Source organism: Caulobacter sp. GW821-FHT10E02 (genome assembly GCF_059415225.1).
This window is the reverse complement of sequence record NZ_JBWKMV010000003.1, coordinates 147,431-171,821: the sequence shown is the minus strand read 5'-3', so window position 1 is coordinate 171,821 and position 24,391 is coordinate 147,431. Positions and strand designations below refer to the sequence as shown.

General features: G+C 68.6%; 20 protein-coding genes and 1 pseudogene. 7 read left to right on the top strand and 14 right to left on the bottom strand.

Annotation, left to right across the window (positions count from 1 at the left end; genetic code table 11):
• Positions 1-107 precede the first annotated feature (107 nt).
• Positions 108-2,372, top strand: a complete 2,265-nt coding sequence (locus tag AC07NI_RS15985; protein ID WP_494620842.1) for a PAS domain-containing protein — start codon at positions 108-110, stop codon at positions 2,370-2,372.
• On the opposite strand, the gene AC07NI_RS15980 is transcribed toward AC07NI_RS15985, so the two are convergent.
• The 4 genes from AC07NI_RS15980 to AC07NI_RS15965 all read right to left on the bottom strand — a co-directional run bounded on the left by AC07NI_RS15980 (position 2,369) and on the right by AC07NI_RS15965 (position 7,566).
• The gene (locus AC07NI_RS15980) at positions 2,369-3,916 is read right to left on the bottom strand and encodes a hypothetical protein (RefSeq protein ID WP_494620840.1); all 1,548 of its coding nucleotides are present in this window, start codon (positions 3,914-3,916) and stop codon (positions 2,369-2,371) included. The genes AC07NI_RS15985 and AC07NI_RS15980 overlap by 4 nt on opposite strands.
• Positions 3,913-4,668 (bottom strand): ABC transporter ATP-binding protein, encoded by a 756-nt coding sequence (locus AC07NI_RS15975; protein ID WP_494620838.1) that lies wholly within the window; start codon positions 4,666-4,668, stop codon positions 3,913-3,915. The genes AC07NI_RS15980 and AC07NI_RS15975 overlap by 4 nt, the downstream gene beginning before the upstream one ends.
• A gap of 51 nt (positions 4,669-4,719) precedes the next feature.
• Complete coding sequence (locus tag AC07NI_RS15970) at positions 4,720-6,585, bottom strand: hypothetical protein (protein ID WP_494620836.1); 1,866 nt, start codon at positions 6,583-6,585, stop codon at positions 4,720-4,722.
• Between the two features lie 72 nt (positions 6,586-6,657).
• The gene (locus tag AC07NI_RS15965; protein WP_494620834.1) at positions 6,658-7,566 is read right to left on the bottom strand and encodes an AraC family transcriptional regulator; all 909 of its coding nucleotides are present in this window, start codon (positions 7,564-7,566) and stop codon (positions 6,658-6,660) included.
• Between the two features lie 195 nt (positions 7,567-7,761).
• On the opposite strand from AC07NI_RS15965, the gene AC07NI_RS15960 reads away from it, so the two are divergent.
• Positions 7,762-8,805, top strand: a complete 1,044-nt coding sequence (locus AC07NI_RS15960) for an NAD(P)-dependent alcohol dehydrogenase (RefSeq protein ID WP_494620832.1) — start codon at positions 7,762-7,764, stop codon at positions 8,803-8,805.
• A 56-nt stretch (positions 8,806-8,861) separates the two neighbouring features.
• Here AC07NI_RS15960 and AC07NI_RS15955 read toward each other — a convergent pair.
• The 5 genes and pseudogenes from AC07NI_RS15955 to AC07NI_RS15935 form a co-directional block, all read right to left on the bottom strand.
• Positions 8,862-8,930: pseudogene (locus tag AC07NI_RS15955) on the bottom strand (hypothetical protein); the annotation flags it as partial.
• Entirely contained in the window at positions 8,920-9,444 is a 525-nt protein-coding gene (locus tag AC07NI_RS15950) for a hypothetical protein (RefSeq protein WP_494620830.1), read from the bottom strand. The pseudogene AC07NI_RS15955 and the gene AC07NI_RS15950, both read right to left, overlap by 11 nt.
• Before the next feature lie 82 nt (positions 9,445-9,526).
• Entirely contained in the window at positions 9,527-10,006 is a 480-nt protein-coding gene (locus tag AC07NI_RS15945; protein WP_494620828.1) for a hypothetical protein, read from the bottom strand.
• Positions 10,007-10,009: 3 nt separating this feature from the next.
• A complete protein-coding gene (gene argJ, locus AC07NI_RS15940; protein ID WP_494620826.1) occupies positions 10,010-11,488 on the bottom strand; it encodes a bifunctional glutamate N-acetyltransferase/amino-acid acetyltransferase ArgJ in 1,479 nt (492 codons plus the stop codon).
• 9 nt (positions 11,489-11,497) lie between these two features.
• Positions 11,498-12,466 (bottom strand): peptidylprolyl isomerase, encoded by a 969-nt coding sequence (locus AC07NI_RS15935; protein WP_494620824.1) that lies wholly within the window; start codon positions 12,464-12,466, stop codon positions 11,498-11,500.
• A 299-nt stretch (positions 12,467-12,765) separates the two neighbouring features.
• Between AC07NI_RS15935 and secA the strand changes: the two genes are divergently transcribed.
• Positions 12,766-15,534 carry a preprotein translocase subunit SecA gene (gene secA / locus AC07NI_RS15930; RefSeq protein WP_494620822.1) on the top strand — a complete coding sequence of 923 codons (2,769 nt, stop codon included), beginning with the start codon at positions 12,766-12,768 and terminating at the stop codon, positions 15,532-15,534.
• A 147-nt stretch (positions 15,535-15,681) separates the two neighbouring features.
• Here secA and AC07NI_RS15925 read toward each other — a convergent pair whose 3' ends face one another.
• On the bottom strand, positions 15,682-17,112 hold the full coding sequence (locus tag AC07NI_RS15925; RefSeq protein ID WP_494620820.1) for an MFS transporter: 1,431 nt from the start codon (positions 17,110-17,112) through the stop codon (positions 15,682-15,684).
• Here AC07NI_RS15925 and AC07NI_RS15920 point away from each other — a divergent pair.
• Positions 17,111-17,815, top strand: a complete 705-nt coding sequence (locus AC07NI_RS15920; RefSeq protein ID WP_494620818.1) for an ArsR/SmtB family transcription factor — start codon at positions 17,111-17,113, stop codon at positions 17,813-17,815. The two genes, AC07NI_RS15925 and AC07NI_RS15920, sit on opposite strands and share 2 nt — an antisense overlap.
• Here the strand turns inward: AC07NI_RS15920 and AC07NI_RS15915 are convergent.
• Entirely contained in the window at positions 17,812-18,867 is a 1,056-nt protein-coding gene (locus tag AC07NI_RS15915; RefSeq protein WP_494620816.1) for a DUF2855 family protein, read from the bottom strand. The two genes, AC07NI_RS15920 and AC07NI_RS15915, sit on opposite strands and share 4 nt — an antisense overlap.
• A gap of 70 nt (positions 18,868-18,937) precedes the next feature.
• A complete protein-coding gene (locus tag AC07NI_RS15910; protein ID WP_494620815.1) occupies positions 18,938-20,323 on the bottom strand; it encodes a carotenoid oxygenase family protein in 1,386 nt (461 codons plus the stop codon).
• A gap of 79 nt (positions 20,324-20,402) precedes the next feature.
• Here AC07NI_RS15910 and AC07NI_RS15905 point away from each other — a divergent pair, with 79 nt between their 5' ends.
• Complete coding sequence (locus AC07NI_RS15905; RefSeq protein ID WP_494620813.1) at positions 20,403-21,008, top strand: TetR/AcrR family transcriptional regulator; 606 nt, start codon at positions 20,403-20,405, stop codon at positions 21,006-21,008.
• Positions 21,009-21,092: 84 nt separating this feature from the next.
• On the top strand, positions 21,093-21,992 hold the full coding sequence (locus AC07NI_RS15900) for an EamA family transporter (RefSeq protein ID WP_494620811.1): 900 nt from the start codon (positions 21,093-21,095) through the stop codon (positions 21,990-21,992).
• Here AC07NI_RS15900 and AC07NI_RS15895 read toward each other — a convergent pair.
• Positions 21,989-22,531: an RNA 2'-phosphotransferase gene (locus AC07NI_RS15895; RefSeq protein WP_494620809.1), complete on the bottom strand. Its 543-nt coding sequence runs from the start codon at positions 22,529-22,531 to the stop codon at positions 21,989-21,991. The two genes, AC07NI_RS15900 and AC07NI_RS15895, sit on opposite strands and share 4 nt — an antisense overlap.
• 90 nt (positions 22,532-22,621) lie before the next feature.
• Between AC07NI_RS15895 and AC07NI_RS15890 the strand changes: the two genes are divergently transcribed.
• Entirely contained in the window at positions 22,622-23,761 is a 1,140-nt protein-coding gene (locus AC07NI_RS15890) for an epoxide hydrolase family protein (RefSeq protein WP_494620807.1), read from the top strand.
• A 23-nt stretch (positions 23,762-23,784) separates the two neighbouring features.
• Here AC07NI_RS15890 and AC07NI_RS15885 read toward each other — a convergent pair whose 3' ends face one another.
• Positions 23,785-24,222, bottom strand: coding sequence for a hypothetical protein (locus tag AC07NI_RS15885; RefSeq protein ID WP_494620805.1), 438 nt, complete (start codon positions 24,220-24,222; stop codon positions 23,785-23,787).
• Between the last annotated feature and the right edge of the window lie 169 nt (positions 24,223-24,391).

The following is a 24,391-nucleotide window of genomic DNA, read 5'->3' as shown; positions in this document are numbered from 1 at the left end:
TCCGGGCGTTTTCGTGCGTGCGGTTAAGAAAGCGACGCTTGAATCCGGCCTGCCTATGGGTCCACCATGGTTAAGGGCCGGTCGGCTGACCGGATGGGGGACCACGAATGGGCGAGGGCAAGCCACGCGCCGCGCCTGTGCTGACCAGAATCGCCGGCGGCGAGATGGCTGAACGCGTGCGTGCGTTTGACTGGTCCAAGACCTCCGTCGGCCCCCGAGACGCCTGGTCGCCCAGCCTGCGCCTGGTCGTGGACATGATCCTGGCGACCAACTTCCCCATGGCCCTGCGCTGGGGTCCCGAGCTCGTCCTGATCTACAACGACGCCTACGCCCCGGCCCTGCACGAGCGGCATCCCGAGGCGCTGGGGACCCGGCTGGACCAGACCTCGCCCGACTTCCAGGGTTCGATCCGCGCCTTCCACGAGGACATCCTGGCCGGGTCCAGCGGCGGCTTCGCGTTCGAGAAGCTGCCCCTGAAGGTCACGCGCGGCGGGGCGCAGGAGACCGGCTACTTCACCATCAGCTACAGCCCCGTGCCCGACGCGACCGCACCGAACGGCGTCGGCGGGGTGCTGGTCACGGCGGTCGAGGTCTCCGAGTCGGTGGCCGACCGCAGGACGCTGAAGACCACCCAGGAACGCTACGACATGGCCCGCGAGGTGGCCGGCGTGGTCGGGGCCTGGGAGTGGGACATCCCCGCCAACAAGGTCTATGCCGACGCCCGCTACGCCGAGATGCACAACGTCTCGCCCGAATATGCCGAAGCCGGCCTGCCGGTGCAGAGCTACACCCCCGCCGTCCACCCCGAGGACCGCAAGCGCGTCCAGGACATCGCCCTCTCCGTCGCGGCGACCGGCGGCGACTTTTCCGGGGAGTACCGGCTGGTGCAGGCCGACGGCTCGGTCCGCTGGGTCTATACGCGCGGCCGCGCCTATCTGGGCGAGGACGGCAAGCCGGCCCGCAACACCGGCGTGGTCGTCGACATCACCGAGCGCAAGCAGGTCGAGGCCGAGCTGGCCGCCGCCCGCCTGGACCTCGATCTCGCCGCCCAGGCCGCCGGCATGGGTCGCTGGGATCACAAGCCGCACCTGGGCCAGCGCTTCTGGGACGAGCGCGCCCGCGCCATCTTCGGCCTGGGGCCGGGCGTCGGACCGGACCAGGCGACCTTCGAGCGGCTGATCCACCCCGACGACCTGCCGATGGTCATGGCGGCCGTGGCGGCGGCCACCGATCCGGCCGGGCCGGGGACGATCAACCTGGACTACCGCATCCGCCGCGACGACGACGGCGCGCTGCGCTGGGTCGAGACCTTCGGCCAGGCGTTCTTCGACGGTCCCGACTGCGTGCGCTTCGTCGGCGTGGTCTCCGACGTCACCGACCGGCGCGAGGCGATCGAGCTGCAGCTGCGCCAGGAAGAGACCCTGCGCCAGGCCGTCGACGCCGCCGATGTCGGCACCTGGGACCTCGACCTCGACAGCGGGGCGCTGACCTGGTCGGACCGCTGCTACCAGATGTTCGGCATGACGCCGGGCGAGCCGGTCGACACCGAGACGGCCTTTGGCCTGATCCACCCCGCCGACGTGGCCCGGGTGCGCGACGCCACCGACCAGGCCATGGACCCGGCCGTGCGCGCCGACTACGCCGTCGAGTACCGCGCCATCGGCCGCGACGACCATGTCGAGCGCTGGCTGGGGGTGAAGGGCAAGGTGTTCTTCGGCGACGACGGCAAGCCCCACCGCTTCGTCGGAGCCGTGGTCAATGTCACCGACCGCAAGCGCGCCGAGCTGCACCTGCGGCTGCTGGTCAACGAGCTGAACCACCGGGTCAAGAACAGCCTGGCCACCATCCAGGCCATCGCCGCCCAGAGCTTCACCGGCGAGCGCGCCCTGCACCAGGCGCAGGAGGCCTTCTCCAGCCGCATCGTCGCCCTGGCCGAGGCCCACGACCTCCTGACCCGCGAGAACTGGGAAGGCGCCGAGCTGCACGACGTCACCACGCGTCTGGCCGCCCTGCACGGCGGGGCCGGCCGGTTCGAGCTCAGCGGTCCCTCGATCCGCCTGTCGCCCAAGACGGCGCTGTCGCTGTCGATGGCCCTGCACGAGCTGGCCACCAACGCCATGAAGTACGGGGCGCTCTCGACGCCGGAGGGCCGCATCCGGGTGGCGTGGGACCTGGCGCCGGTGCCTGGCGCGGCGCGGCTCGATCTGACCTGGACCGAGAGCGGCGGGCCACCAGTCAGCATTCCCACGGATCGAGGCTTCGGCTCGCGCCTGATCGAACGCGGCCTGGCGGCGGAGCTGTCGGGCTCGGCGGCGATCGACTTCCACCCGGACGGGGTGGTGTGCCGGATCCGGGCGTTGCTGGAGGCCTAGGCCGCCGCCCTAAGGCTCGCCCCAATCTGCGCATCCGTCCGCCGCAGCGCCATCATCAGCGCCCCGACCACGATCAGCGGCAGCACGGCCCAGACCAGCCATCCCGCCACGGCCAGCGCCGTCGCCCCGCCGATCAGCGCCGCCACGATCAGCTCCGCCAAGGTCGCCAGCAACGAGCCCGTGCGCCGGCGGCGGAAGTCGACGCGCTTGCCGGGCTTCTGATGCCAGACGCCGATCAGGCCGGCGCTCCAGGCCGTCAGGGCCGAGCCGAGCGCGGTCCACAGACCGGCCAGCGGCGCGTACCAGGCCAGCACCCCGATCGGGATCGCCAGCAGCACGGCGACGGGCACGAGGGCGGCGACCAGCTTGGCCTGGCGCAGCACCGACATCGGCGCCGGCGCGATGGCCAGCAGGTCGGGGGTGTCCTCGGCCGAGACGGTGATCCAGACGAGGCTCCCGGCCACCTGTCCGGCCAGGAAGGTCACGGCGGCGGCCGGCCCCGCCAACGCCCAGACTGGCATGTGCGCGGCGCTGCGGGCCAGCACCAGGGCCAGGGGCAGCATGTACAGCACCCGCAGCAGCACCTGCGACAGCAGCGCCGCGTCACGGCTGATCAGGCGCAGCTCCTTGCGCACCGTGGCCTGGAACGGTCCGGCGGCGAACGCTCGCGTCGGACCGCGCGCGCCCTTGCGGGTCTCGGCCCCTTGGGTGGCGGCGGCCGCGTCGGCGAAGCGCCGGCCCAGCACCTGGGCGGCGAACAGGAAGAGCCCCGCGCCGACCGCGACCAGGATCAGCAACGGAACTGGCTCGCCCAGCGCCGCGCGCAGCGGCAGGTCAGCGAAGGGCGGCGGCTGGATGCGGCCATCCTTGGCGTCCATGGCGATGCGGGCGAACAGGCTTTCGCTCGCCTTCTCGCCCATCAGGTTGCGGTACTGGCTGGCCAGGAAGAACGCCGCGCCGATCAGGGCCGCCATCACCTGGGCCACGGTGCGCGTGCGGCGCGGACCGATCAAGGCGAACAGCGCCATGGCCAGCAGCAGGCCGACACCGGATGCGCCTAGGGCCGCCGCCGCCAGCACCACGAACACCCCCAGCCAAGCCGGGTGGCCCAGCACGATCGACGGCGTCAGCAGCAGGACCGCCGGGATCATGAACCAGAGCCCAGCATTGACCGCCAAGCCCAGCGCTCGGACGAACAGCACCTTGCGTGGCGACAGCGGCGAGGAGAACAGCAGATCGAGATCGCCGCGCTCGTAGAGAGCGTCGGCCGCGCCGGCCAAGGTCCCCGACAGCATCAGGGTCAGGATCACCGCCAGCGCCAGATCAACGAGAACCACCGCCAGCGGGATCACCGGGACCTGCTGGCCGCGCAGGGCCAGGCCCATGGCCACGCCGCCGGCCACGATCAGCCCGCCCAGGATCACGAAGGCGATCAGCGCCCCCGGTCCCCTGCCCTTGCGGCCCGCGAGAAAGCCCCGCCAGGCCAAGCGCAATTCATGGGCCAGAAGCCAGGGCGTGCTGGCCGGCTTGAAGGGCAAGCTCACGGCGCCACAGCCTCGGACGTCAGCTGCAGGAACACGTCCTCCAGCGTCCGGCCGCTGGCCTCGCCGGCCTTGCCGCGCAGCTCGTCCATCGTGCCCTCGGCCAGCAGGCGGCCGCCGGCGATGATGCCGATGCGGTCGGCCATGCGCTCGGCGACCTCCAGGATGTGGGTGGTCAGGATCACCGTGCCGCCGGCGTCGACGCGGGCCTGCAGCATGTCCTTGACCAGGCGCGCGGCGGCGGCGTCGAGACCGGTCAGCGGCTCGTCCAGGATCAGCAGCTTGGGATCGTGGATCAGCGCCCCGGCCAGGGCGACCTTCTGCTTCATGCCGCGCGAGAAACCCTCGCAACGGCGGCGCGCCTCGCTGGCCAGGCCCAGGGTCTCCAGCAGCTGCTCGGCCTTGGCCTTCGCCGCCTTGGGCTCGATGTTCCAGAGGCCGGCGACGAACTCCAGATATTCCAGGGGCGTCAGCTTGTCGTAGATCATCGCCTCGTCGGGCGCCCAGGCCAGCAGGGCCTTGGCCGCCGCCGGGTCCTTGCGGGCGTCGACGCCGAAGATCGCCACCTCGCCGCTATCGGGCTGGGTCAGGCCCGCCACCATCCGCAAAGTCGTGGTCTTGCCCGCCCCGTTCGGCCCCAACAGGGCATAGAGCTCGCCCGCATGGACCGTCAGGTCGAGGTCGGACACCGCAGGCTTGGCGAACGTCTTGTTCAAGCCGCGAACGATCAAGGCTTCCGTCAAACCCGCCCCCAAACACGCAACGCGGCGGCATGTGACGCCATCGCCCGAGCGGGCGCAAGGCGGCTAGGCGCCGCCGAAGATGAACTCGGCCTTGTAGTAGCCCTGGGCCGGATCGAGGATGTTGACCGCGTAAGGCGCAGTCCCATCGGAAAGGTCCGTGAGCCAGGCGTCGTTGGAACGCGCCAGCACCCCGACGTCCTCGGTGGCCGCCGCCGCCAGCAGGAAGCCGACCATCGCCGCCTTGGTCCCGATGCCGTTGGGACCATCGCCGCCATAGTAGGCGAGATAGTCCACCCGGCTGTCGATCAGGGCATGGGCCTTGGCGTCGCTCGGGGTCGCGCCGAAGATGGCCTTGTAGGCCTCCTTGGTGGCGTCGATCAGGCTGAGCGATCCGTACTTGGCCAGGAAGCTGTCCTTGGCCTCGCCGGTCTTGCCCAGGTTCACCGCGAAGTTGATGTAGCGGTTCACCGTGTCGAACTTGGCGTAGTAGGCGCTGTTGAGATTGGTCGTGTTGGGGCCGGTCGGCGAGATCAGGAAGTCGACGCCGACGTCGCTGGGAACCTTGCCCGTGAAGAATTGATAGCTCATCGATGCGACCGACGTCGTGGCGACGGCGCCCTTGACGATGGCCGAGACGGCGTCGGCGTCCGTCGCGCCAGCAGCAAGCTTCAGCTGCAGGTCGAACGCGAAGCCCGCATAGGCGCTCGACGCGCTGCCCGCGCGCAGGATCGACGCAAAGGCCGTTTCAAGCTTCTGGGACAGACTGGCGAGGACCACGCTCTTATCCGCGAAGCGCAGGATCTCGATGTTTTGAAGCGTGTCGACGCCATCACGGTCGGGGCGCGAGTCCCGGACGACCCATTTGCCGTCCGCGCCTTTCTGCCAGGTGTAGTCATTGGCGACGCCCCTGAAGATCGCCGTATCGATACCGCCACGGCCATCCAGGACATCATCGCCGCCCATGCCTGTCAGCTCATTGGCGACGCTGTTGCCCGAGATGACGTCGGCGACCGCCCCGCCGATCGCGTTTTCTATGATCGTCCCGAAGGCGATCGAGACGTTGTTGGTCCAGCTGAAGAGGGAGGTGCTTGCGCCGTCCGCCAACCACCCATTCCAGTTGAGCTGCGGCGTTATCGCTCTGTAGTCGCGGGCCTGGTCCTCGACGGTGTACTGCCCGATGCTCGAGAACGAGCCCGGCTCCAGATCGATCGTCGACGACCGCGTGTTGGCGGACGCGTCGATCGTGTCCGTACCTGATGCATCGTAGAGTACCTGGCCGAGCGTCTTCGGCGCGTTCAGCGCATAGACCGTGTCGCCCTTGCCGGTTTCCGGATCACCCCCGTACAGGGTCTGCAGGACAAGGACGTCGTACAGCATCGGCTCGCCGGCCTTTACGGACTCGAGCGACGCCTGCCCCGTAGGCGAGACCGTCAGGACGTTGCGCACGATGGAAGTGCCGAAGAGGGAATAGGGCCACGACCGGTATTCCGTCGGCAGGTCGTAGGGATTCACGACCCCCAGAGCAGGCCCCAACACCTGGAGCACCGACTCGTAGCTCGCGCTGTGTTGCGCGCCTATCCAGATATCGCCGCTCACGGCTTTCGGTCCCGGATAGTAGGCCCAGCCCACCGAGCCCGAACCGGCGTTGCCTGTCACCGCGGCGCGGATATCGCCGCTCGCCCCGGGTTCCTGAACCTCCTCGAAGCTCAGCGCGATGAATTTGTCGTACACCGCCAGCGCGGTACGGAAAATGTCGGCTTCGGCGGCGGAAAAGCCTCGGAACTCCGGCCGATAAGGCTCCGCGCCTTGGGAGTAACCCGTCCACGTACTCGCGGAGGTGGGAAAGCTGTAGGTGACGACGGACGTCTTCCAACCGCCCAGAGGGGCGGTCATCGCGGTCAGGATGTCCTGTTTAGTCGGTGTCGCCACGGTCGCCCCCAAGCTGTACTTGGAATCAACCTTAGATGAGCCACGCGACAACCTTCAAGCGCAACGCCAGCCCTACTCCGCCGCGATCGGCACCCGCAGCGCCTCGACGTCGCGGGCCGGAGACAGGCCATACAGCCGGCGGTATTCGCGGCTGAACTGGGAGGGGCTCTGGTAGCCGACGGCGAAGCCGGCCGCGCCGACGTCCAGGCCTTCGGCCAGCATCAGGCGGCGGGCCTCGTAGAGGCGCAGCTGCTTCTGGTACTGCATCGGCGTCATGCCGGTGACGGCCTTGAAGTGGTGGTGCAGCGAGCTCTCGCTCATGCCCACGTGCTCGGCCAGGACCTCGATGCGCAGGGTCTGGGCGAAGTGCTGGCGCAGCCAGGCGACGGCGCGGGTGACGCGGTGGCCCTGACCCTCGGCCAGGGCGATGTTCAGCAGGCGGGCGCCGCACGGACCGCTCAGCAGGTGATAGAGGATCTCCTGCTCGATCAGCGGCGCCAGGGCCACCACGTCCTGAGGGCGGTCCAGCAGGCGGAGAAGGCGGAGCGTGGCGTCCAGCAGCGCGGGCGCGGCCCGGGTAACCGCGACGCCGCGCACGCCGTCGCACGGGACGACCGCCCGGGCCGGCAGGCGGCCCATCAGCTCGGCCAGCCGGGCCGGATTGATCTCCACGCCGACGCACAGGTGCGGCTGGGCCTCGCTGGCGTGGGTGATGCGCGAGGAGACCGGCATGTCCAGGGCCACCAGCAGGCAGTCGCCGACGCCGTAGTGCAGCTCTTCCTCGCCGATCGTCACGCACTTGCGGCCCTGGGCGACCAACCAGAAGGACGGCCGCTGGTGGGCGTGCAGCGGCTGGGTGGGCGAGCTGCGCTTGACGATGAACAGGCCGTCGATCGGCGACTCGATCGCCTCGTCGTCGGCGTAACGGGCGACGATCCCGGCGATCTCAGAATAGACGTCGGCGGTGGCGGAGGCGCTCAAGGGCTTGGTTTCCAAAGCTTTCGGAACACCTCACCTCTACGCCTCCGCAGGCGGGGCGAAAACCGACCTCACGGCCTTTTGCAGGATCGTGCATGAGCTTTGCAGGATCGGCATAACGCCGCGCGCCGGGCGCATGGCAAACACCCGGTCGTTCGATCCTCCCCGATCGTCCCCCACATTCAAGGACACTTCCGAATGGCCACCGCTAAAGGTTACGCGGCGCAAGCCGCTGGCGCGCCCCTGGCTCCGTTCAGCTTCGAACGCCGCGAGCCCAACGCCGACGACGTCGTCATCTCGATCAAGTACTGCGGCGTCTGCCACTCCGACATCCATATGGTCGACAACGGCTGGGGCCAGAGCGTCTATCCGATCGTGCCGGGCCACGAGGTCGCCGGCGTGGTCACCGCCGTCGGCTCGAACGTCACCAAGTTCAAGGAAGGCGACCATGTCGGCGTCGGCTGCTTCGTCGACAGCTGCGTCACCTGCAAGGAAGCCCGCGACCTGGACCGCGAGCAGTACCAGCCGGGCCTCGTCCTGACCTACAGCGGCTTCGAGCCGGGTTCGGACACGCCGACCTATGGCGGCTATTCCGACCACATGGTGGTCAAGGAAGACTACGTCCTGTCGATCCCCGAGAACCTGCCGCTGGACGCCGCCGCCCCGCTGCTGTGCGCCGGCATCACCCTGTACTCGCCCCTGCGCCACTGGAACGCCGGTCCCGGCAAGAAGGTCGCGATCCTGGGCATGGGCGGCCTTGGCCACATGGGCGTCAAGCTGGCCCACGCCATGGGCGCCGAGGTCACCGTGCTGAGCCAGACCCTGTCCAAGCAGGCCGACGGCCTGAAGATGGGCGCGGACCACTACTACGCCACCAGCGATGCGAAGACCTTCGAGACCCTGGCCGGTGAATTCGACCTGCTGATCTGCACCGTCTCGGCCGGCATCGACTGGGGATCGTACCTGAACCTCCTGAAGATCGACGGGACCATGGTCCTGGTCGGCGCGCCGGAAGAGCCCGTGCCGCTGAACGCCTTCGCCCTGATCCCCGGCCGCCGCACCCTGGCCGGCTCGATGATCGGCTCGATCAAGGAGACCCAGGAGATGCTCGACTTCTGCGGCGAGAACAACATCGTCGCCGACATCGAGGTCATCGCCATCGACCAGATCAACGAGGCCTACAAGCGCATGGCCAAGAGCGATGTGCGGTATCGCTTCGTGGTAGACATGAGCAAGTTGTAAGCGCACTGCGTCCTTCGAGGCGCGCTCAGGAGCGCGCACCTCAGGATGAGGGTCTCTCTGAATTCCTCATCCTGAGGTGTGAGCCGAAGGCGAGCCTCGAAGGACGCACAGCGCCTAGAACCGCGTCTTGCAGCCCTGCTTCAGGTGCACCCCGCGCAGGAACCCGCGCCGCGCCAAGCCCGCATCCACCACCGCGTTCATGTGCCGATCCGCCGGGGCCGCGCCGGTCACTTCGCGGACCAGGCCGCGGAACGGGATGATGCTGTTGATGATGGTCTTGCCGCCGGCCTCGGCCAGCTTGCCCTTGCGGTTCTCGGTATATTCGTTGCCGACCACGTAGTCGGCGCCCAGCACCGCGTTCAGGGCCTTGACCTCATTGGCCAGCGCCACGCAGGTCTTCAGGCCCTTGATGCTGTAGGGGTCCTGGAAGGCCTTCTCCAGGATCGGCGGGATCTCGCGCTTGGACATGCCGACGTCGCGGGCCGGCTGGCTGCCGATATCGACGGCCTTCTTCTTGGCCTCGCCCCAGCGGCCGCCGGGTTCGTCCGGCTTCGAGGGCGGCTTCATCTGGGCGTGAGCCGTCGGGGCGATCGCCAGGGCGACCACCGCTCCGATCATGACGAACAGCTTCCGAGACATCGCAACGCCCTCCACGCGAGTAAACACCGATCAGGAACGACAAGCGTGACCGCCGGTTCCCTTTGGCGCCAGGGCGTCGAGACTAGTTCGGCGGGGTGGCCGCTTCCAGCTCAAAGGCCGCGTCGAACGCGTCCTCGTTGGGCACGACGCCGCCCAGGGCGCCCTCGAACAGGTCCTCCAGGGCGTCCCAGATGAAGGTCTGCTGTTCCAGCACGGCCGGGACCTTGGCCGGATCGAAGCCCGGATAGAGGTCCTCGACCAGCCACAGGCCCGTCTCGATGTCGTAGCCGAAGCGGCAGCCGATCATCCGGAACTGGGCCTTGGCCATGGTCTCGAACAGGGCCGTCAGGTCGCGGGCCTCGTCCAGGTCCTCGGGCGCCAGCACCAGGCAGCGCACCTGCAGCCAGCCGTGGTCGGGCAGCAGGTAGAACGCGCCCTCCTCCTCGCCGCCGGACACTTCCAGGCCGCGATCGATCGCCTCGACGACGTAGCCGGCGCTCCGGCAGACCTGGGTGAGGTTTTCGAGCAGAGCAGCTTCTTGATCGGGAGTGAGGTCGGTCATGGCTTAGCTCCGGTAGTCGCCGTTGATGGCCACGTACTGCTTGGTCAGGTCGCAGGTCCAGACCGTGGCCGAGCCCTTGCCGACGCCGACGTCGACGCTGACCTCGAACTCCTGGTTCTTGACGTAGGCGCTCATCTTGGCCTCGTCGTATTCGGCCGAGACCAGGCCGTCGCGGGCGGCGTAGAGGTCGCCGAACTTGACGCTGATCTTCTCGCGGGCGACCGGCTCGTCGGCGCGGCCCACGGCCATGACGATGCGGCCCCAGTTGGCGTCCTCGCCGGCGAAGGCGGTCTTGACCAGCGGGCTCTCGGCGATGGTGCGGGCGATCTTGCGGGCCGAGGCCGGGCTTTCGGCGCCGTTGACGGTGATCTTGACGAACTTGGTCGCGCCCTCGCCGTCGCGGACCAGCTGCAGGGCCAGGTCCAGCAGCACCGCTTCCAGCTTCTCGCGGAAGTCGGCCAGGCGCTTGTCGCCGGCGCGGTGGATCTTGGGCGCGCCCGACTGGCCGGTGGCGAACAGCAGCAGGGTGTCGTTGGTCGAGCGGTCGCCGTCCACCGTCACGCAGTTGAACGTCGTGCGGGTGTAGAGGCTGACCAGGGTCTGCAGCGCCGCGGGCGCGATGGCCGCGTCGGTGGCCACGAAGGCCAGCATGGTCGCCATGTCGGGCGCGATCATGCCCGAGCCCTTGGCGATGCCTGCGATCTTGACCTCATGCCCGTCGATCAGGGTCGTGGCATAGGCGCCCTTCGGGAAGGTGTCGGTGGTCATGATCGCCCGGCCGGCCTCGGCCCAGGCGTCGGCCTTCAGGCGGGCTTCGACCTCCGGCAGGCGGGCGGTGATCTTGGCGTCGTCCAGGATGACGCCAATGACGCCGGTCGAGGCCATCATCACGTCGCGCTGGCGGCAGTCCAGGCGCTTGCCCACGGCCGTGGCCACGCGGCGCACGGCGTCGGCGCCGGGGCGGCCGGTGAAGCTGTTGGCGCAGCCGGCGTTGACCACCAGTGCGCGGACGTCCGCCCCGCCGGTGGCGGCCAGCTGGCGCTTGCACCAGTCGACCGGGGCCGAGCCGACGCCATGACGGGTGAAGACACCCGCCGCCGAGGTGCCCTCGGCGAAGCTCATCAGCAGCAGGTCTTCCCGCTCGTGCTTGTAGAAGCCGGCGCGGCCGGTGGCGATCTCGACGCCGGCGATCGGCGGAATGACCGGGAACGGCACGGCCAGGGGCGAGACGGCCAGACCCGGCTTGCCGGGCGCGGCCGCCTTGGCGGGCGTAGGAGCAGCGGGAACCGGCGCGACCTCGCCAGCCGACTTCTGGGCGCGGCGAAGGCCCGCGCGCTTCAGGGCCGAGGTCAGCGGGTCGACCAGGGCGCGCTCGATCGCGGCGCCGGCGGCGGCCACGGGGTTCTGCCCAGTCGTCGTGGGCGCGGCTTCAGGAGCCTTCGCGGCCGCCTGTTTGCCCGAAGTCTTTGGAGTCTTGGTCATGGGCCGCTCTTACTTCTTGGCGGGTTGGGCGGGAGGAGGCGGAGCCGAGGCCGGCGCGCCGGCCGGGGGTTCCGCCGGGGCCGAGGCCGGCTCCTGGGCGCCGGTCGTACCGGAGACGTCCTGGGGCTTGCCGATCAGCATCTCGACCTTGGCCGAGCCGCGCAGCTTCTCGAGGATGTCGCGGACCTGGTCGTACGTCAGGAAGCGCACGATCTGCGGCCGGGCGGCCTCCAGCGCGATCGGTTCCTCGGTGCGCTTGTCCTCGACCTTGACGATGACCCAGCCGCCCTCGGCCGCGAACGGCCCGACGAGCGCGCCCTTGGCGGCGTCCTTCAGGGCCACGCCATAGGGCTCGGGCATCACGTCCAGGGTGAAATAGCCCAGGTCCCCGCCGTTGAAGCGGGTGGCCTGGTCGGTCGAGCGCTCCATGGCGAGAGCGTCGAACGAGGCGCCGGTGCCCAAGAGCTTCTTGATGCTATCGGCCTCGGCCTGGGTGCCGACGATGATCTGGCGGGCGCGGATCTCTTCCGAGCGCTTCGAAAGCTTCTGCTGCTCTGCATAGAGCTTGCGGATGGCGTCCTCGGTGACGGCCTTCTCGACGACGCCCTCGACCAGGCGGTCGCCCAGCACCCGCTCGCGCTGAGCGGCCAGGCGGCGCTGCACGATGGGATCCTTGTCCAGCTTGCGCTTGACGGCCTCGGAGGCCAGCAGCTTCTGGTCGATGACCTCGTCGAGGCGCTGGCGGAAGACCTCGCTGGAGATGTCCAGCGGCTCGCCTTCGCTGATCAGGCCCTGGGCCACGGCCTCGCGCTTGACGTCGGACGCCCAGATCACCTGGCCGTTGACCCGCGCCACGGCGGTGTCACCGGGCTCCGGCGGCTTGTCGGCGACCTTGTTCTGGCCGCAGGCCGCCACCAGCAGCACACAGGCCACGGCGCTGATCAGACTCGCGAGGCGGAAAGTGGTCTTCAAGGCCAATATCTCCGGCTTTGTTGCAAAGGGCTCTAGCGTGCTTTTTCGCCGAGTGGAAACGGCTTCGGCGCCGAAAGCGTTCGGCCTCGCGAAAACTGAGGCAGGACGGCCACTAACGGGGTTGAAAGCCTTACTTACGCCGGGGTCTTCGCGTTGACACCATGAGGGCCGGTGCTTAAGTCTCCGGCCGCACCGGAATAGCGGATTTATCCGTTGATCCAGCGCGACTTCATCTACCGTAGTCGAGGCCGCACAGCCTTAGCGCCGGCCTCCTCGTCAAAACCGTGCCACCGGATTCCCCCTGCATGCTTGGTCTCGCCAAAAAGCTCTTCGGCTCTTCCAACGAACGCAAGGTCAAGACCTTCCAAGCGCGGGTCGCCAAGATCAATGCGCTGGAGGCCGAATACGCGGCCCTGTCGGACGAGGCCCTGCGGGGCAAGACGGCCGAGTTCAAGGCGCGCCTGGAAAAGGGCGAGACGCTCGACGACCTGCTGAACGAAGCCTTCGCCGTCGTCCGCGAAGCCGGCAAGCGCGTGCTGGGCATGCGCCACTTCGACGTCCAGATGGTCGGCGGCATGGTGCTGCATTTCTCGGGCATCTCGGAAATGCGCACGGGTGAAGGCAAGACGCTGGTCGCCACCCTGCCGACCTATCTGAACGCCCTGGAAGGCAAGGGCGTCCACGTCATCACGGTCAACGACTACCTGGCCCGCCGCGACGCCGACTGGATGGGCCAAATCTACACCTTCCTGGGCCTCTCCTATGGCGTGATCGTCAACGGCCTGAGCCAGGGTGAGCGTCAGCGCGCCTATCGCAGCGACATCACCTACGGCACCAACAACGAATTCGGCTTCGACTACCTGCGCGACAACCTCGTCTACAGCGTCGAGGAGATGGTCCAGCGCGGCCACAACTTCGTCATCGTCGACGAAGTGGACTCGATCCTGATCGACGAAGCCCGCACGCCGCTGATCATCTCGGGCCCGACCGAGGACCGCAGCGAGTTCTACAAGACGATCGACGTGCTGGTGAAGCAGCTGATCCTCGACAAGGGCACCTACGACCACGACGAGAAGCAGAAGCAGGTCATCCTGACCGAAGACGGCCAGGAGAAGATCGAAGAGATCCTGATGTCGGGCGGCCACCTGGCCGAGGACTCGGCGGGTCTGTACGACGCGGCCAACGTCTCGGTGGTGCACCACGTCAACCAGGCCCTGCGCGCCAACGTCCTGTACACGCGCGACAAGGACTACATCGTCAAGGGCGGCGAGATCATCCTGATCGATGAGTTCACCGGCCGCATGATGACCGGTCGCCGCCTGTCGGAAGGCCTGCACCAGGCCATCGAGGCCAAGGAAGGCGCCGACATCCAGCCCGAGAACCAGACCCTGGCCTCGGTGACCATCCAGAACTACTTCCGCCTCTACACCAAGCTGTCGGGCATGACCGGCACGGCGTCGACGGAAGCCCAGGAATTCGACGACATCTACAAGATGAGCGTCTCGGAAATCCCGACCAACCGCGTCATCAAGCGCATCGACGACGATGATGAGGTCTATCGCACCGAGCGCGAGAAGAACGAGGCCATCCTCAAGCAGATCGCCGACTGCCACATGCGCGGCCAGCCGATCCTGGTCGGCACCGTGTCGATCGAGAAGTCGGAAGAACTGTCCAAGCTGCTGTCCACCTTCTCGTTCGAGAACGACGGCAAGAAGCAGAAGGGCATCCCGCACCAGGTGCTGAACGCCCGCTTCCACGAACAGGAAGCCGGCATCGTGGCCGACGCAGGCGTGCCCGGCGCGGTGACCATCGCCACCAACATGGCCGGCCGCGGCACCGACATCCAGCTGGGCGGCAATATCGACATGCGCCTGTCCAACTGGCGCCAGCAGCAGAAGGGCATGGGCCTCGAGATCAGCCACGAGGACGAGGTCGAGGAACGCGCCCGTCTCGAAGCCGAGATCGTCGTCGCCAAGGACAAGGCTCTCGCCGCCGGCGGCCTGTTCGTGCTGGGCACCGAGCGCCACGAAAGCCGCCGCATCGACAACCAGCTGCGCGGCCGCACCGGCCGTCAGGGCGACCCGGGCCGTTCGAAGTTCTTCCTGTCGTGCGAGGACGACCTGCTGCGCATCTTCGCCGGCGAGCGTCTGGACGCGATCATGCGCACCTTCGGCGTCCAGGAAGGCGAGGCGATCACCCACAAGTGGCTGAACAACGCCATCGCCACCGCCCAGAAGCGCGTCGAGCAGCGCAACTACGAAATCCGCAAGAACCTCCTGAAGTACGACGACGTCGTCAACGACCAGCGCAAGGCCGTGTTCGAGCAGCGCCAGGAGTTCATGGAGTCGACCGACCTCTCGGACATCATCACCGAGATGCGTCAGGACACGATCGACGACCTGATCGCCCGCCACCTGCCGCCCAAGGCCTATGCCGAGCAGTGGGACATCGAGGGCCTGAAGGAACGCGTCCAGTCGATCCTGGGCCTGGACCTGCCGATCGAGACGTGGGCCGCCGAGGAAGGCATCGCCGACGAGGAGATCAAGGACCGCATCGTCAAGGCCGCCGACGCCTATGCCGCCGAGCGCGAAGTGATCATCACGCCCGACCAGATGCGGTCGGTCGAGAAGAACTTCCTGCTGCAGATGATCGATCTGCAGTGGCGCGAGCACCTGATGCACCTGGACCACCTGCGCAACGTCATCGGCCTGCGCGGCTACGGCCAGCGCGATCCGCTGAACGAGTACAAGACCGAGGCCTTCTCGCTGTTCGAGAAGCTGCTGGGGGATCTCCGCACCAACACCACCCGCTGGCTGATGACGGTCGAGATCGCCTATGCCGAGCCGGAAATCCCGCACCCGTCGCTGGAAGACCTGGTCGAGGTCCACCTGGACCCGCTGACCGGCGAGAACGCCGCCGTCGCCGGGGCCATCCCGGACGGCCTGTCGCCGCAACAACGCCAGGCCCTGCCGATCTCGTCCCTCCCCGAGGAATGGGAACGCACCAACCGCAACGCCCCCTGCCCCTGCGGCTCGGGCAAGAAGTTCAAGCAGTGCCACGGCTCGCTGGTGTGAGCCTGAACTGAGCTCTGAAGATCAAGCGCCCGCCCCGGGAAACCGGGGCGGGCGTTTTTCATTTCCCCTCTCCCCTTGCGGGAGAGGGTGGCCCGAAGGGCCGGGTGAGGGTCGCACGGCCGCGCCGAGAAACCCCTCATCCGTCGGCTACGCCGCCACCTTCTCCCGCAAGGGGAGAAGGAGAACGATAGCCGCCCCGGCCAGGATCACCGCCGCGCTCAGCCCCGATAGCCGCAAGCCGGCCACCACGTCCGTGCCCGCCAGCGCGCCGAAGATCGCCACGCCGGCCGCGCCGCCGACCTGGCGGCAGGCGTTCAAGGTCCCCGAGGCCGCGCCGGCGTCGTGGCGGTCGACGCTGGCCAGCAGGCCGCTGGTCAGGGCCGGGATGGCCAGGCCCATGCCGCCGGGGATCAGGGCGAAACCGGGCAACATCTCCAGCATGCCGCTCCCCGCCCCAAGCCGCGCGGTGAGGGCGTAGCCGCAGGCGGCGATCAGCACCCCGCCGGCCGTCACCGTCTTCGCTCCAAACCGCGCCACCAGGCCGCCGCTGACCAGGTTCGACAATACGAAGGTCGCCGTCAGCGGCAGGAAGGCGATCCCGGCCTTGGCCGGCCCCCAGTGCAGGGCGCGCAGCATGTAGAGCCCCAGCACGAAGATCAGGCCGTAATAGGTGAAGTTCAGCGCCGAGCCGACCACGACGGCGGTCCAGGCCGGACGCTTGCGGAAGGCCGCCAACGGCATGGCCGGATGCTGGGCGCGGCGCTCGACCATCACGAAGGCGACGGCCAGCAGCAGGCCCGAGACCAGGGCGGCCAGCGGCGCGCCGCTCCAGCCCCGGTGCCCGCCCTCGATCAGCCCGCCGACCAGCAGGGTGACGGCCGACACCGCCAGCGCCTGGCCGGGGATGTCGAACGGGACCTTCGGCTTGGGCGGCGTCTCGGCGGCGACCAGCTGGGTCAGCACCGCGCCGGCCAGGCAGAGCGGCAGGTTGACGAAGAACACCCAGCGCCAGCCGACCGCCTCGACCAGCAGGCCGCCCAGCACCGGCCCGGCGGCGATCGACACCCCGCCGGCGGCGGTCCACCAACCGACGGCGGCCGCGCGCGCCTTGTCGTCGCCATGGGCGGCGTGGGCGATCAGGGCCAGCGACGGCGGGATCAGCAGCGCCCCGGCCGCGCCCTGGGCCACGCGGGCCAGGATCAGGGCCAGCGGGCTCCCCGCGAAGCCGCAGGCGACCGAGGCCAGGCCGAACAGCATCAGCCCCGCCATGAACGCCCGCTTGGGCCCGACCCGGTCGCCGATCGCGCCGGCCGACAACAGCATGGCCGCCAGGGCCAGCACATAGGCGTCGACCACCCATTGCAGCTGAGCGGTCGGGGCGTCGAACGCCTTGCCGATGGCGTCCAGCGCGACATTGACGATGGTCACGTCCAGCTGGGTGACCAGGAAGCCGAAACTGGCGGCGGCGGTGATCCAGGTAAGCTTTCTCATGGTCGTGGACTTGCCCTGATCTGGCGCCGGATTGCTACACGCGGCGATGAACCATTCGGTGCGCGATGGGTCTAGGATGACCACCATGGACGCCAACATCGCCTCCCCCGCCGCCCTGATCGGCGACCCGACCCGCGCGGCCATGCTGCAGGCCCTGCAGGACGGCCGCGCCCAGCCCGCCAGCGCGCTCGCCTGGGCCGCCGGCGTCACGGCCCAGGCGGCGTCCAACCACCTGGCCAAGCTGGTCGACGGCGGCCTGCTGGCCGTCGAGCGCGAGGGTCGGCATCGGTACTACCGCCTGGCCTCGGCCGAAGTGGCGCACGCGATCGAGGCGCTGTCGGTGCTGGCCGCGCCGGTGCGCTCGCTGGAGGTTCCGCGCTCGCCCAAGGCCCGGGCGCTGCGGGATGCGCGGTGCTGCTACGGGCACCTGGCGGGGCGGCTCGGCGTGAGGGTGTGCGAGGCGCTGGTCGAGCGCGAGCTGATCCGGCCGGCGGACGAGAAGCTGTTCGCGGTGACGGATGACGGCCGCCGATGGTTCGAGGACTTGGGCGTCGAGATCGATGGCCTGCGTTCGCCGAGAGGCATCGCCCGCCAGTGCCTGGATTGGACCGAACGGCGACACCACTTGGCCGGACCGCTGGGGGTCAAGCTGCTGGAGGCGATGACGGCGCGGGGGTGGCTGGCGCTGGAGGCGAAGGGCCGGGCGGTGCGGGTGACGGCGGAGGGCGAGAAGGCGTTGCGCGAGCGACTAGGCGTGAGCCTGGAAGACACCGAGCAGGCCGCAGCCTAGGGCCTCAGCACCACGCCGACATCCGCCGGCGTCCCACCATCCACCTGCGCTAGATACGCCGCCTGCATCGCCTCGCGGCCCTGCCCGGTCTCCACCTTCAACCACCGAGGCGCATCGGCCACGAACCCACCCCACGCCGCGCCGTAGCGCTGCTCGAAGCCGCCCGCCCCCCAGTCCTTCTGGCGCTTTCCCGCGCGGTCAGGCGCGAAGAAGAAGGCCGGCGTCGGCCCCGGCAGGGCCCCGCCGCCACGCGGCGCCTCCCAGTGCGTGCCACCCACCAGGATCGACGCCTTGAGCTCATCACCGAACCGGTTGTGCACCCCGGCCAACACCGCCGCGTCGCCCGCGAAATCCACGAACGCCGCCGGCCCTTCGATCGGCGCGGTCGCCAGGTCGTCGTACAGTACCACCTGGTCGTAGAACCCAAGCCCCTCGACGAAGGCCCGGTTGCGCGGCGAGGTCAGGCCCACGACCTTCACCCCGCCGCGCTTCTTGAGCAGCGCCGCCAGGCCGATCGCCGTCTTGGACGAGGCGCTGGACAGGATCACGCTCTTCGCGCCGTAGAAGCCGTGCTCGTCGAACTGGTCGTCGATCAGGAAGGCGGTGATGAACAGCGGCTGCAGCAGCGCCCGGTGCGCCTCCAGTTCATCCTCCGCGCCGACCGCCAGGTACTGGTTGTAGACCGGCGGCAACGGCTGGCGATGCGGCGCGACGTCGGTGAAGCCGGTCTTGCCCGGCTTGGCCTGCACGGTCAGGTGCGTCGACATCGGCCAGTAGCCGTAGAACCGCTGGCCGACTGCGATGTCCGGATGCGCCGAGGCCTCGACCCGCGCGTGGCCCCAGACCGGCACGCGGCCGAAGCCGTCCGGACCGGGGAAGAAGTCCCAGTACTTCATCATCTCGCCGAACACGGCGTAGGTGATGTTGTTGGCCGTCAGGGCGAAGCTCTCGATGGCCAGGCGGACCTGGCCGTCCTCCAGCGGCGGCGGTTCCACGTCGCGGAATTCGCTGCGGCGCAGGTCGGTCTTGGCGACGACGAAATCCCAGGCCATGCGGGCCTCCCAGCTCTGTTTGGACGGAGTTAGCGGGAGGCCGCGCGGCAAGTCAAACGTGCGTTTGAGGTCAGGCCGGCACCCACTGGCCGTGGAAGCCGAACGGCACCCGGCGCGGCAACCTGGCGCTGGCGATCGGGCCGTTCTCCACCGCCTGGGCGTCGAAGACCACGAACTCCGAGACATCCTCGGCCTGGCGATAGATCACCGCCGTCAGCCAGCCCTCGCCCTCGGCGGCGTCCGGCCCGGCATGGGTGAAGACGGCCTCGGAGATCGCGTCGCCCTGCGGCACGGTCCAGGTCTTCCGCGTCCCGGCGACGAGGTCGACATGGGCCACGATGTTGGAGCGGAAGTCGCCGGGCTTGAGGCTCTGGCCCACGAACCAGCCGTGGCGGTAGGCCATGCCGGCGAAGCGTTCGTCGAAGCGGGGGAACTCGCCGGGGGTGTCGTCGAGCGCGGCCTCCGTCACCGCGCCGGCGTCCAGGTCGATGGTCCAGCGCACCAGATTGGCGGCGGCGTTCTCGCCCTTGGTCCCGTCGGCGTTGGGGAACAGCGGCGCCGACGCATAGCGCATGACGTCCGCGACGATCGCGCCGTCGCGCTCGAAAGCGTTCATGACGTGGAAGATGTAGCCGGCCGGAGCCGGGATCCAGCGCAGGCTGGCCACGCCCTCGTCGCGGCGGATCACGGCCAGATGGCCGCCAACCTCCGGCTCCCAGGCGAAGACCGGCTTGCCGCTCATGGCGCGCGGCAGGCTGCCGGTCAGGGGAAGGACCGGGATGACGATGTAGTGCTCGGTGACGATGCAGTCGTGGATCATCGAGCAGTACGGGGCCTCGAAGGTCTCGCGCTTGAGCAGCTTGCCGTTCGCATCGGCGAGCCCCCAGCTGACCTTGTTCGACAGCGGCATCGGATCGTCGGCATAGGCGAAGAACACCAGCTCGCCCGTGATCGGGCAGGCCTTGGGGTGGGCGGTGACCTTGCCGCCCAGGTCGTAGGCGCCCAGGGTCTCCAGGTCCGGACCGCTCATCTCGAACGGGGCGTGGGCCTCCTCCAGCGCCAGCAGGTGACCGCCGTGGCGGATGATGTTGGTGTTCATCGCCCCTTCGGACGCGACGCCCAGAACCGACGGGTCGGTGGTCATCGGGTTGCCCCAGCTGCCCCACAGCGCTCGGTCGGCGTCGTGCTCCATCCGCCACTTGTTGGTCCGGACCCAGCGGTTGCGGTAGCGCACCTCGCCGTCCTCGACGGTGAAGGCGTGCAGCATGCCGTCGCCGACGAACCAGTGGTAGTTGGCGTCGCGCGGGTCGAACTGCGGGTTGGGGCCGTTGCGGTAGAGCGTGCCGCGCAGGCCCGCCGGCAGCGTCCCCTCGACCGTCAGGACGAAGTCGTCCTCGCTGCGCACCGGCGCGAAATTGCCCGAGAGGAAGGGGTTGATACGCACATCGCCGTCCATGATCGGTCTCCGAAACGATGATTGTTTACAGTGTAAATTTATGTTGTAAGCGAATTGTCGAGTCAACCGGGATTCTCGAGTGCCCCGCGTCCTGTCGTCCGAAGATGTCGAAGCCTTCCGCGGCCGCCTGTGCGAGGCGGCCCAGACCCTGTTCGCCGAGCGCGGCATCGAGGCCGTGACCATGCGCGAGCTGGCCCAGGCCCTGGGCGTCAGCCCGATGACCCCCTACCGCTACTTCAAGGACAAGGACGCCATCCTGGCGGCCGTGCGCGCCGCCGCCTTCGACCGTTTCGCCGCGCGGCTGGAGGCGGCGATGGCCGCGGCCGCCGATCCCCTGAGCCGCTCGCGCGACGCCGGCCAGGCCTATATCGCCTTCGCCCTGGCCGAGCCCCAGGCCTACCGCCTGATGTTCGACCTAAGCCAACCGACCGAGGGCGACTATCCCGACCTGCAGGCCGCCATCGTCCGCGCCCGCCGCACCATGACCGTCCATGTCGAGGCGTTGATCCAGGCCCGCCTGATCGAAGGCGACGCCGAGCTGATCGGCCACATGTTCTGGTCGGTGCTGCACGGCATGCTGATGCTGCAGATCACCGGCAAGCTGGCGCCGTCGATCGACCCGGCCAAGCTGCGCGCGCTAGTCTTCCAGACCTTGGTCCAAGGGCTGGGCATCGCCGCGCTCTGATTGTCACGGGGACAATGTTTCCGTTGCGACCTACGGCCTAACGGTTCAGGTCGGGGCTAGTCCAGCTTGCGATTGGAACCCGCCATGCCGACCCACGCCCCCCTGCCCTTGCGCCACTTCCTGCTGGCCCTGGCCGTGGTGGCGGTGTGGGGCACCAACTTCGTGGTCATCCGCATCGGCCTGAACCACCTGCCGCCGCTGCTGTTCGCGACCTTGCGCTTCTGCATGGTGCTGGTGCCCATGGTGTTCATCGTCAAGCGCCCGGCCGTGCCGTGGAGCAATCTGGCCGCCTATGGCCTGCTGATCGGCGCGGGGCAGTTCGGACTGCTGTTCGTGGCCATGAAGGGCTCGATCTCGCCGGGCCTGGCCTCGCTGATCCTGCAGACCCAGGTGTTCTTCACGATCGGCATGGCCATGTGGATCAGCAAGGAGCGCATCCAGGGCTTCCAGATCGCCGCCCTGCTGCTGGCCGTCGCCGGCATCGTGGTCATTGCCGCCCACGGCGGAGGGGCGGCCACGCCCTTGGGCGTGATGCTGGGCCTGCTGGCCGCACTCAGCTGGTCAGGCGGCAACATCGTCGCGCGCCAGGCAGGGCCGGTGAACATGCTGGGCTATGTGGTCTGGGCGAGCATCTTCTCGATCCCGCCGCTGTTCCTGATGTCGCTGTGGCTGGAAGGCTGGCCGGCCATCGTGAAAGGCGTGACCGGCGCCAGCCTCGGCACCTGGGTCGCCGTAGCCTGGCAGGCCGTCGGCAACACCATGTTCGGCTACGCCGCCTGGGGCTGGCTGCTGGCCCGCCACCCGGCCGCCACGGTGACGCCGATGGCGTTGCTGGTGCCGGTGTTCGGCATGAGCGCCTCGGCCCTGCTGCTGGGCGAGGGCTTGCCGGCCTGGAAGCTGATCGCCGCGGCGCTGGTCCTGACGGGTCTCGCGGTGAACATGCTGTGGCCGAAGGTGCGGATGCGGTTCGCGGCGGCGGCCTAAAGGCTCAAGAACGCTGGCGGTACGGCGGCCGCCAGCCAGACACCGTTCTCGGCTTGATGAAAGTCATGCCCTTGCTGGTGCATCGCACGGGCATCGACCTTCAGAACAACGGGCTTGCCGTGGCGCTGACCGACCGCGATCGCCGTCGCCTCATCGGCGGAGAGATGAACCTGATGGCGTGAGCCGGGCTTCAATCCCTCGGCCAGGATCGCGTCCAGGAACCGCGTGGCGGTGCCGTGGAACAGCACGTCCGGCGGCGTCACGGCCTCGCGAGCGATCGCCACGGTCTCGGTCGAGTGCCCTTGAACGGCGCGGATTCGGAGGCCGTCGTCCGACAGCGCGAACCGCTTCTTGGCGCTGCCATCGACCACCGCGCGGATCAGCTCGGCGTCCAGCGCCCGGCCTTCGGTTGTGGCTCCAGCGATCAAGGCGTCGATGTCGGCCCACCCCTCTCGATCCAGGGAGAGGCCGATCGCCTCCGGCGCGTGGCGCAGGACGTAGCTGAGGAACTTGCTGGTCTCGTCGTGGAGCTTGCCCATGCCCCTGCTCTACCAGAACGACAGCCCCAACCAAGCCTTGACCGCCGCCGCGTAACCCGGCCGACGCTCCCTCAAAACAGGGAGGCCGCCATGGTGACGCCGTTCAAGGTCGAGTGGAGCCGCGAGGCGATCGACAAGGTCCTCGGCCAGATTCGCGCCTATGAGTTCCCGCCGGCGCCGGAGGGCGGTGGCTGGAACTACGGCTGTGACGCCGACTTCCTGCGGGACCTCTGCGGCTACTGGACCGACGGGTTCGACGTCGCGGCGGCGCAGGCCAACCTCAACCGCTTCCCGCAGTTCACCACCACGATCGACGGCCTCGACATCCACTTCGTCCACGTGGTCGGCGAGGCGCAGGGCAAGCGGCCGCTGCTGATCAGCCATGGCTGGCCGGGGTCGCACTTCGAGTTCTGGGACGCCATCGAGCCCCTGGCCTTCCCGTCGCGCCACGGCGGTAACCCGGCCGACGCTTTCGACCTGGTGATCCCGTCGCTGCCGGGCTTCGGCTTCTCGGGCAAGCCCAAGCGGCCGCTGGGCCAGCGGGCCACCGCGCGGATGTTCGACACGCTGATGGGCCAGCTCGGCTACGAGACCTACCTCGCCCAGGGCGGCGACTGGGGCGGGCTGGTCACTTCGTGGCTGGGCCTGGACCACGCCGCGCGTGTGAAGGCCATCCACCTCAACATGATCGGCCTGCGCCCGCACGGTCCGCCGACCACGCCGGAGGAGATCAGCTGGATCACCGGCTTCGGCGCCCAGATGGACCTGTGGGGCGCCTATTTCCGCCTGCAGGCCAGCAAGCCGCAGTCCGTGGCCTGGCTGGGCGCCAACAACCCCGTCGGCCAGGCCACCTGGATCCTGGAGCGCTTCCATGACTGGGCCGACCTGTCGGAGAAGCCCTTCGAGCAGGTCTTCACCCGCGACCAGTTGCTGACCAACATCATGCTCTATGTGATGACCGGCAGCTTCACGACCGGCGCCTGGTACTACCGCGCCCTGCTGGAGGAGGGCGGCCCCGTATTGGCCGAAGGCCAGCGCTGCGAGACCCCGACCGCCTTCGCCAACTTCCCCGGCGAGAGCATCTACAAGCCCCCGCCCCGCTCGTGGGCCGACCGGGCCTACAACATCGTCCGCTGGACCGACCAGCCGCGCGGCGGTCACTTCGCGGCGATGGAGGAGCCGGGGCTGTTCGTCGACGACGTGCGGGCGTGGGGGCGAGCGCACGGCTGAGCGCCGGCGCCCGCCCCGCGCCGTCAGAACACCGTGTCGAACGTGCCGTTCAGGTCGGAGTCGTAGGCCAACGCGCCGCCGACAATCTTGACGTGGGTTTCAGGCCGCCCGTCGCCGCTTAGGTCGAACCAGCGCGACCCATCACTCATCACGATCGCCTGCAAATAGATGCCGTAGTTGTCGTATGCGAACACGTCCCAGGCATATTCGACGATGTTCGGGTCGGAGCCGTTCAACGTATTCATCAGGTCACGATCACGAATGTCGGCCTGACCTCCGAACATGACGTTGTTCACATAATTATACACTTCCGGAAGAGACCCATCAGGCCTGATCGTCGGGTAGGGCTCCAGCTCAAAGCTGGTGAAATCCCACCCCTTGAAATACCCCATCGTGACCTCCTTCGGCCCTTCCGGCACAGGCACGGTCACGGGGGTCACTGTCGTCGTTCCATCACCCATCTGCTCTCTCCAGGGAAGCGGGACGCGCACGACATGAGCGCAAACCCCATAATGCAATCTTAGGTAATTTTACGCACAACCATAAGTCAAGTGCCGTTGCACGCGCCGCTCCCACATGGATCGCGCAGCTTAGGCATCTGGACGGCCGAGGCTTCGCCATGGCATCCCC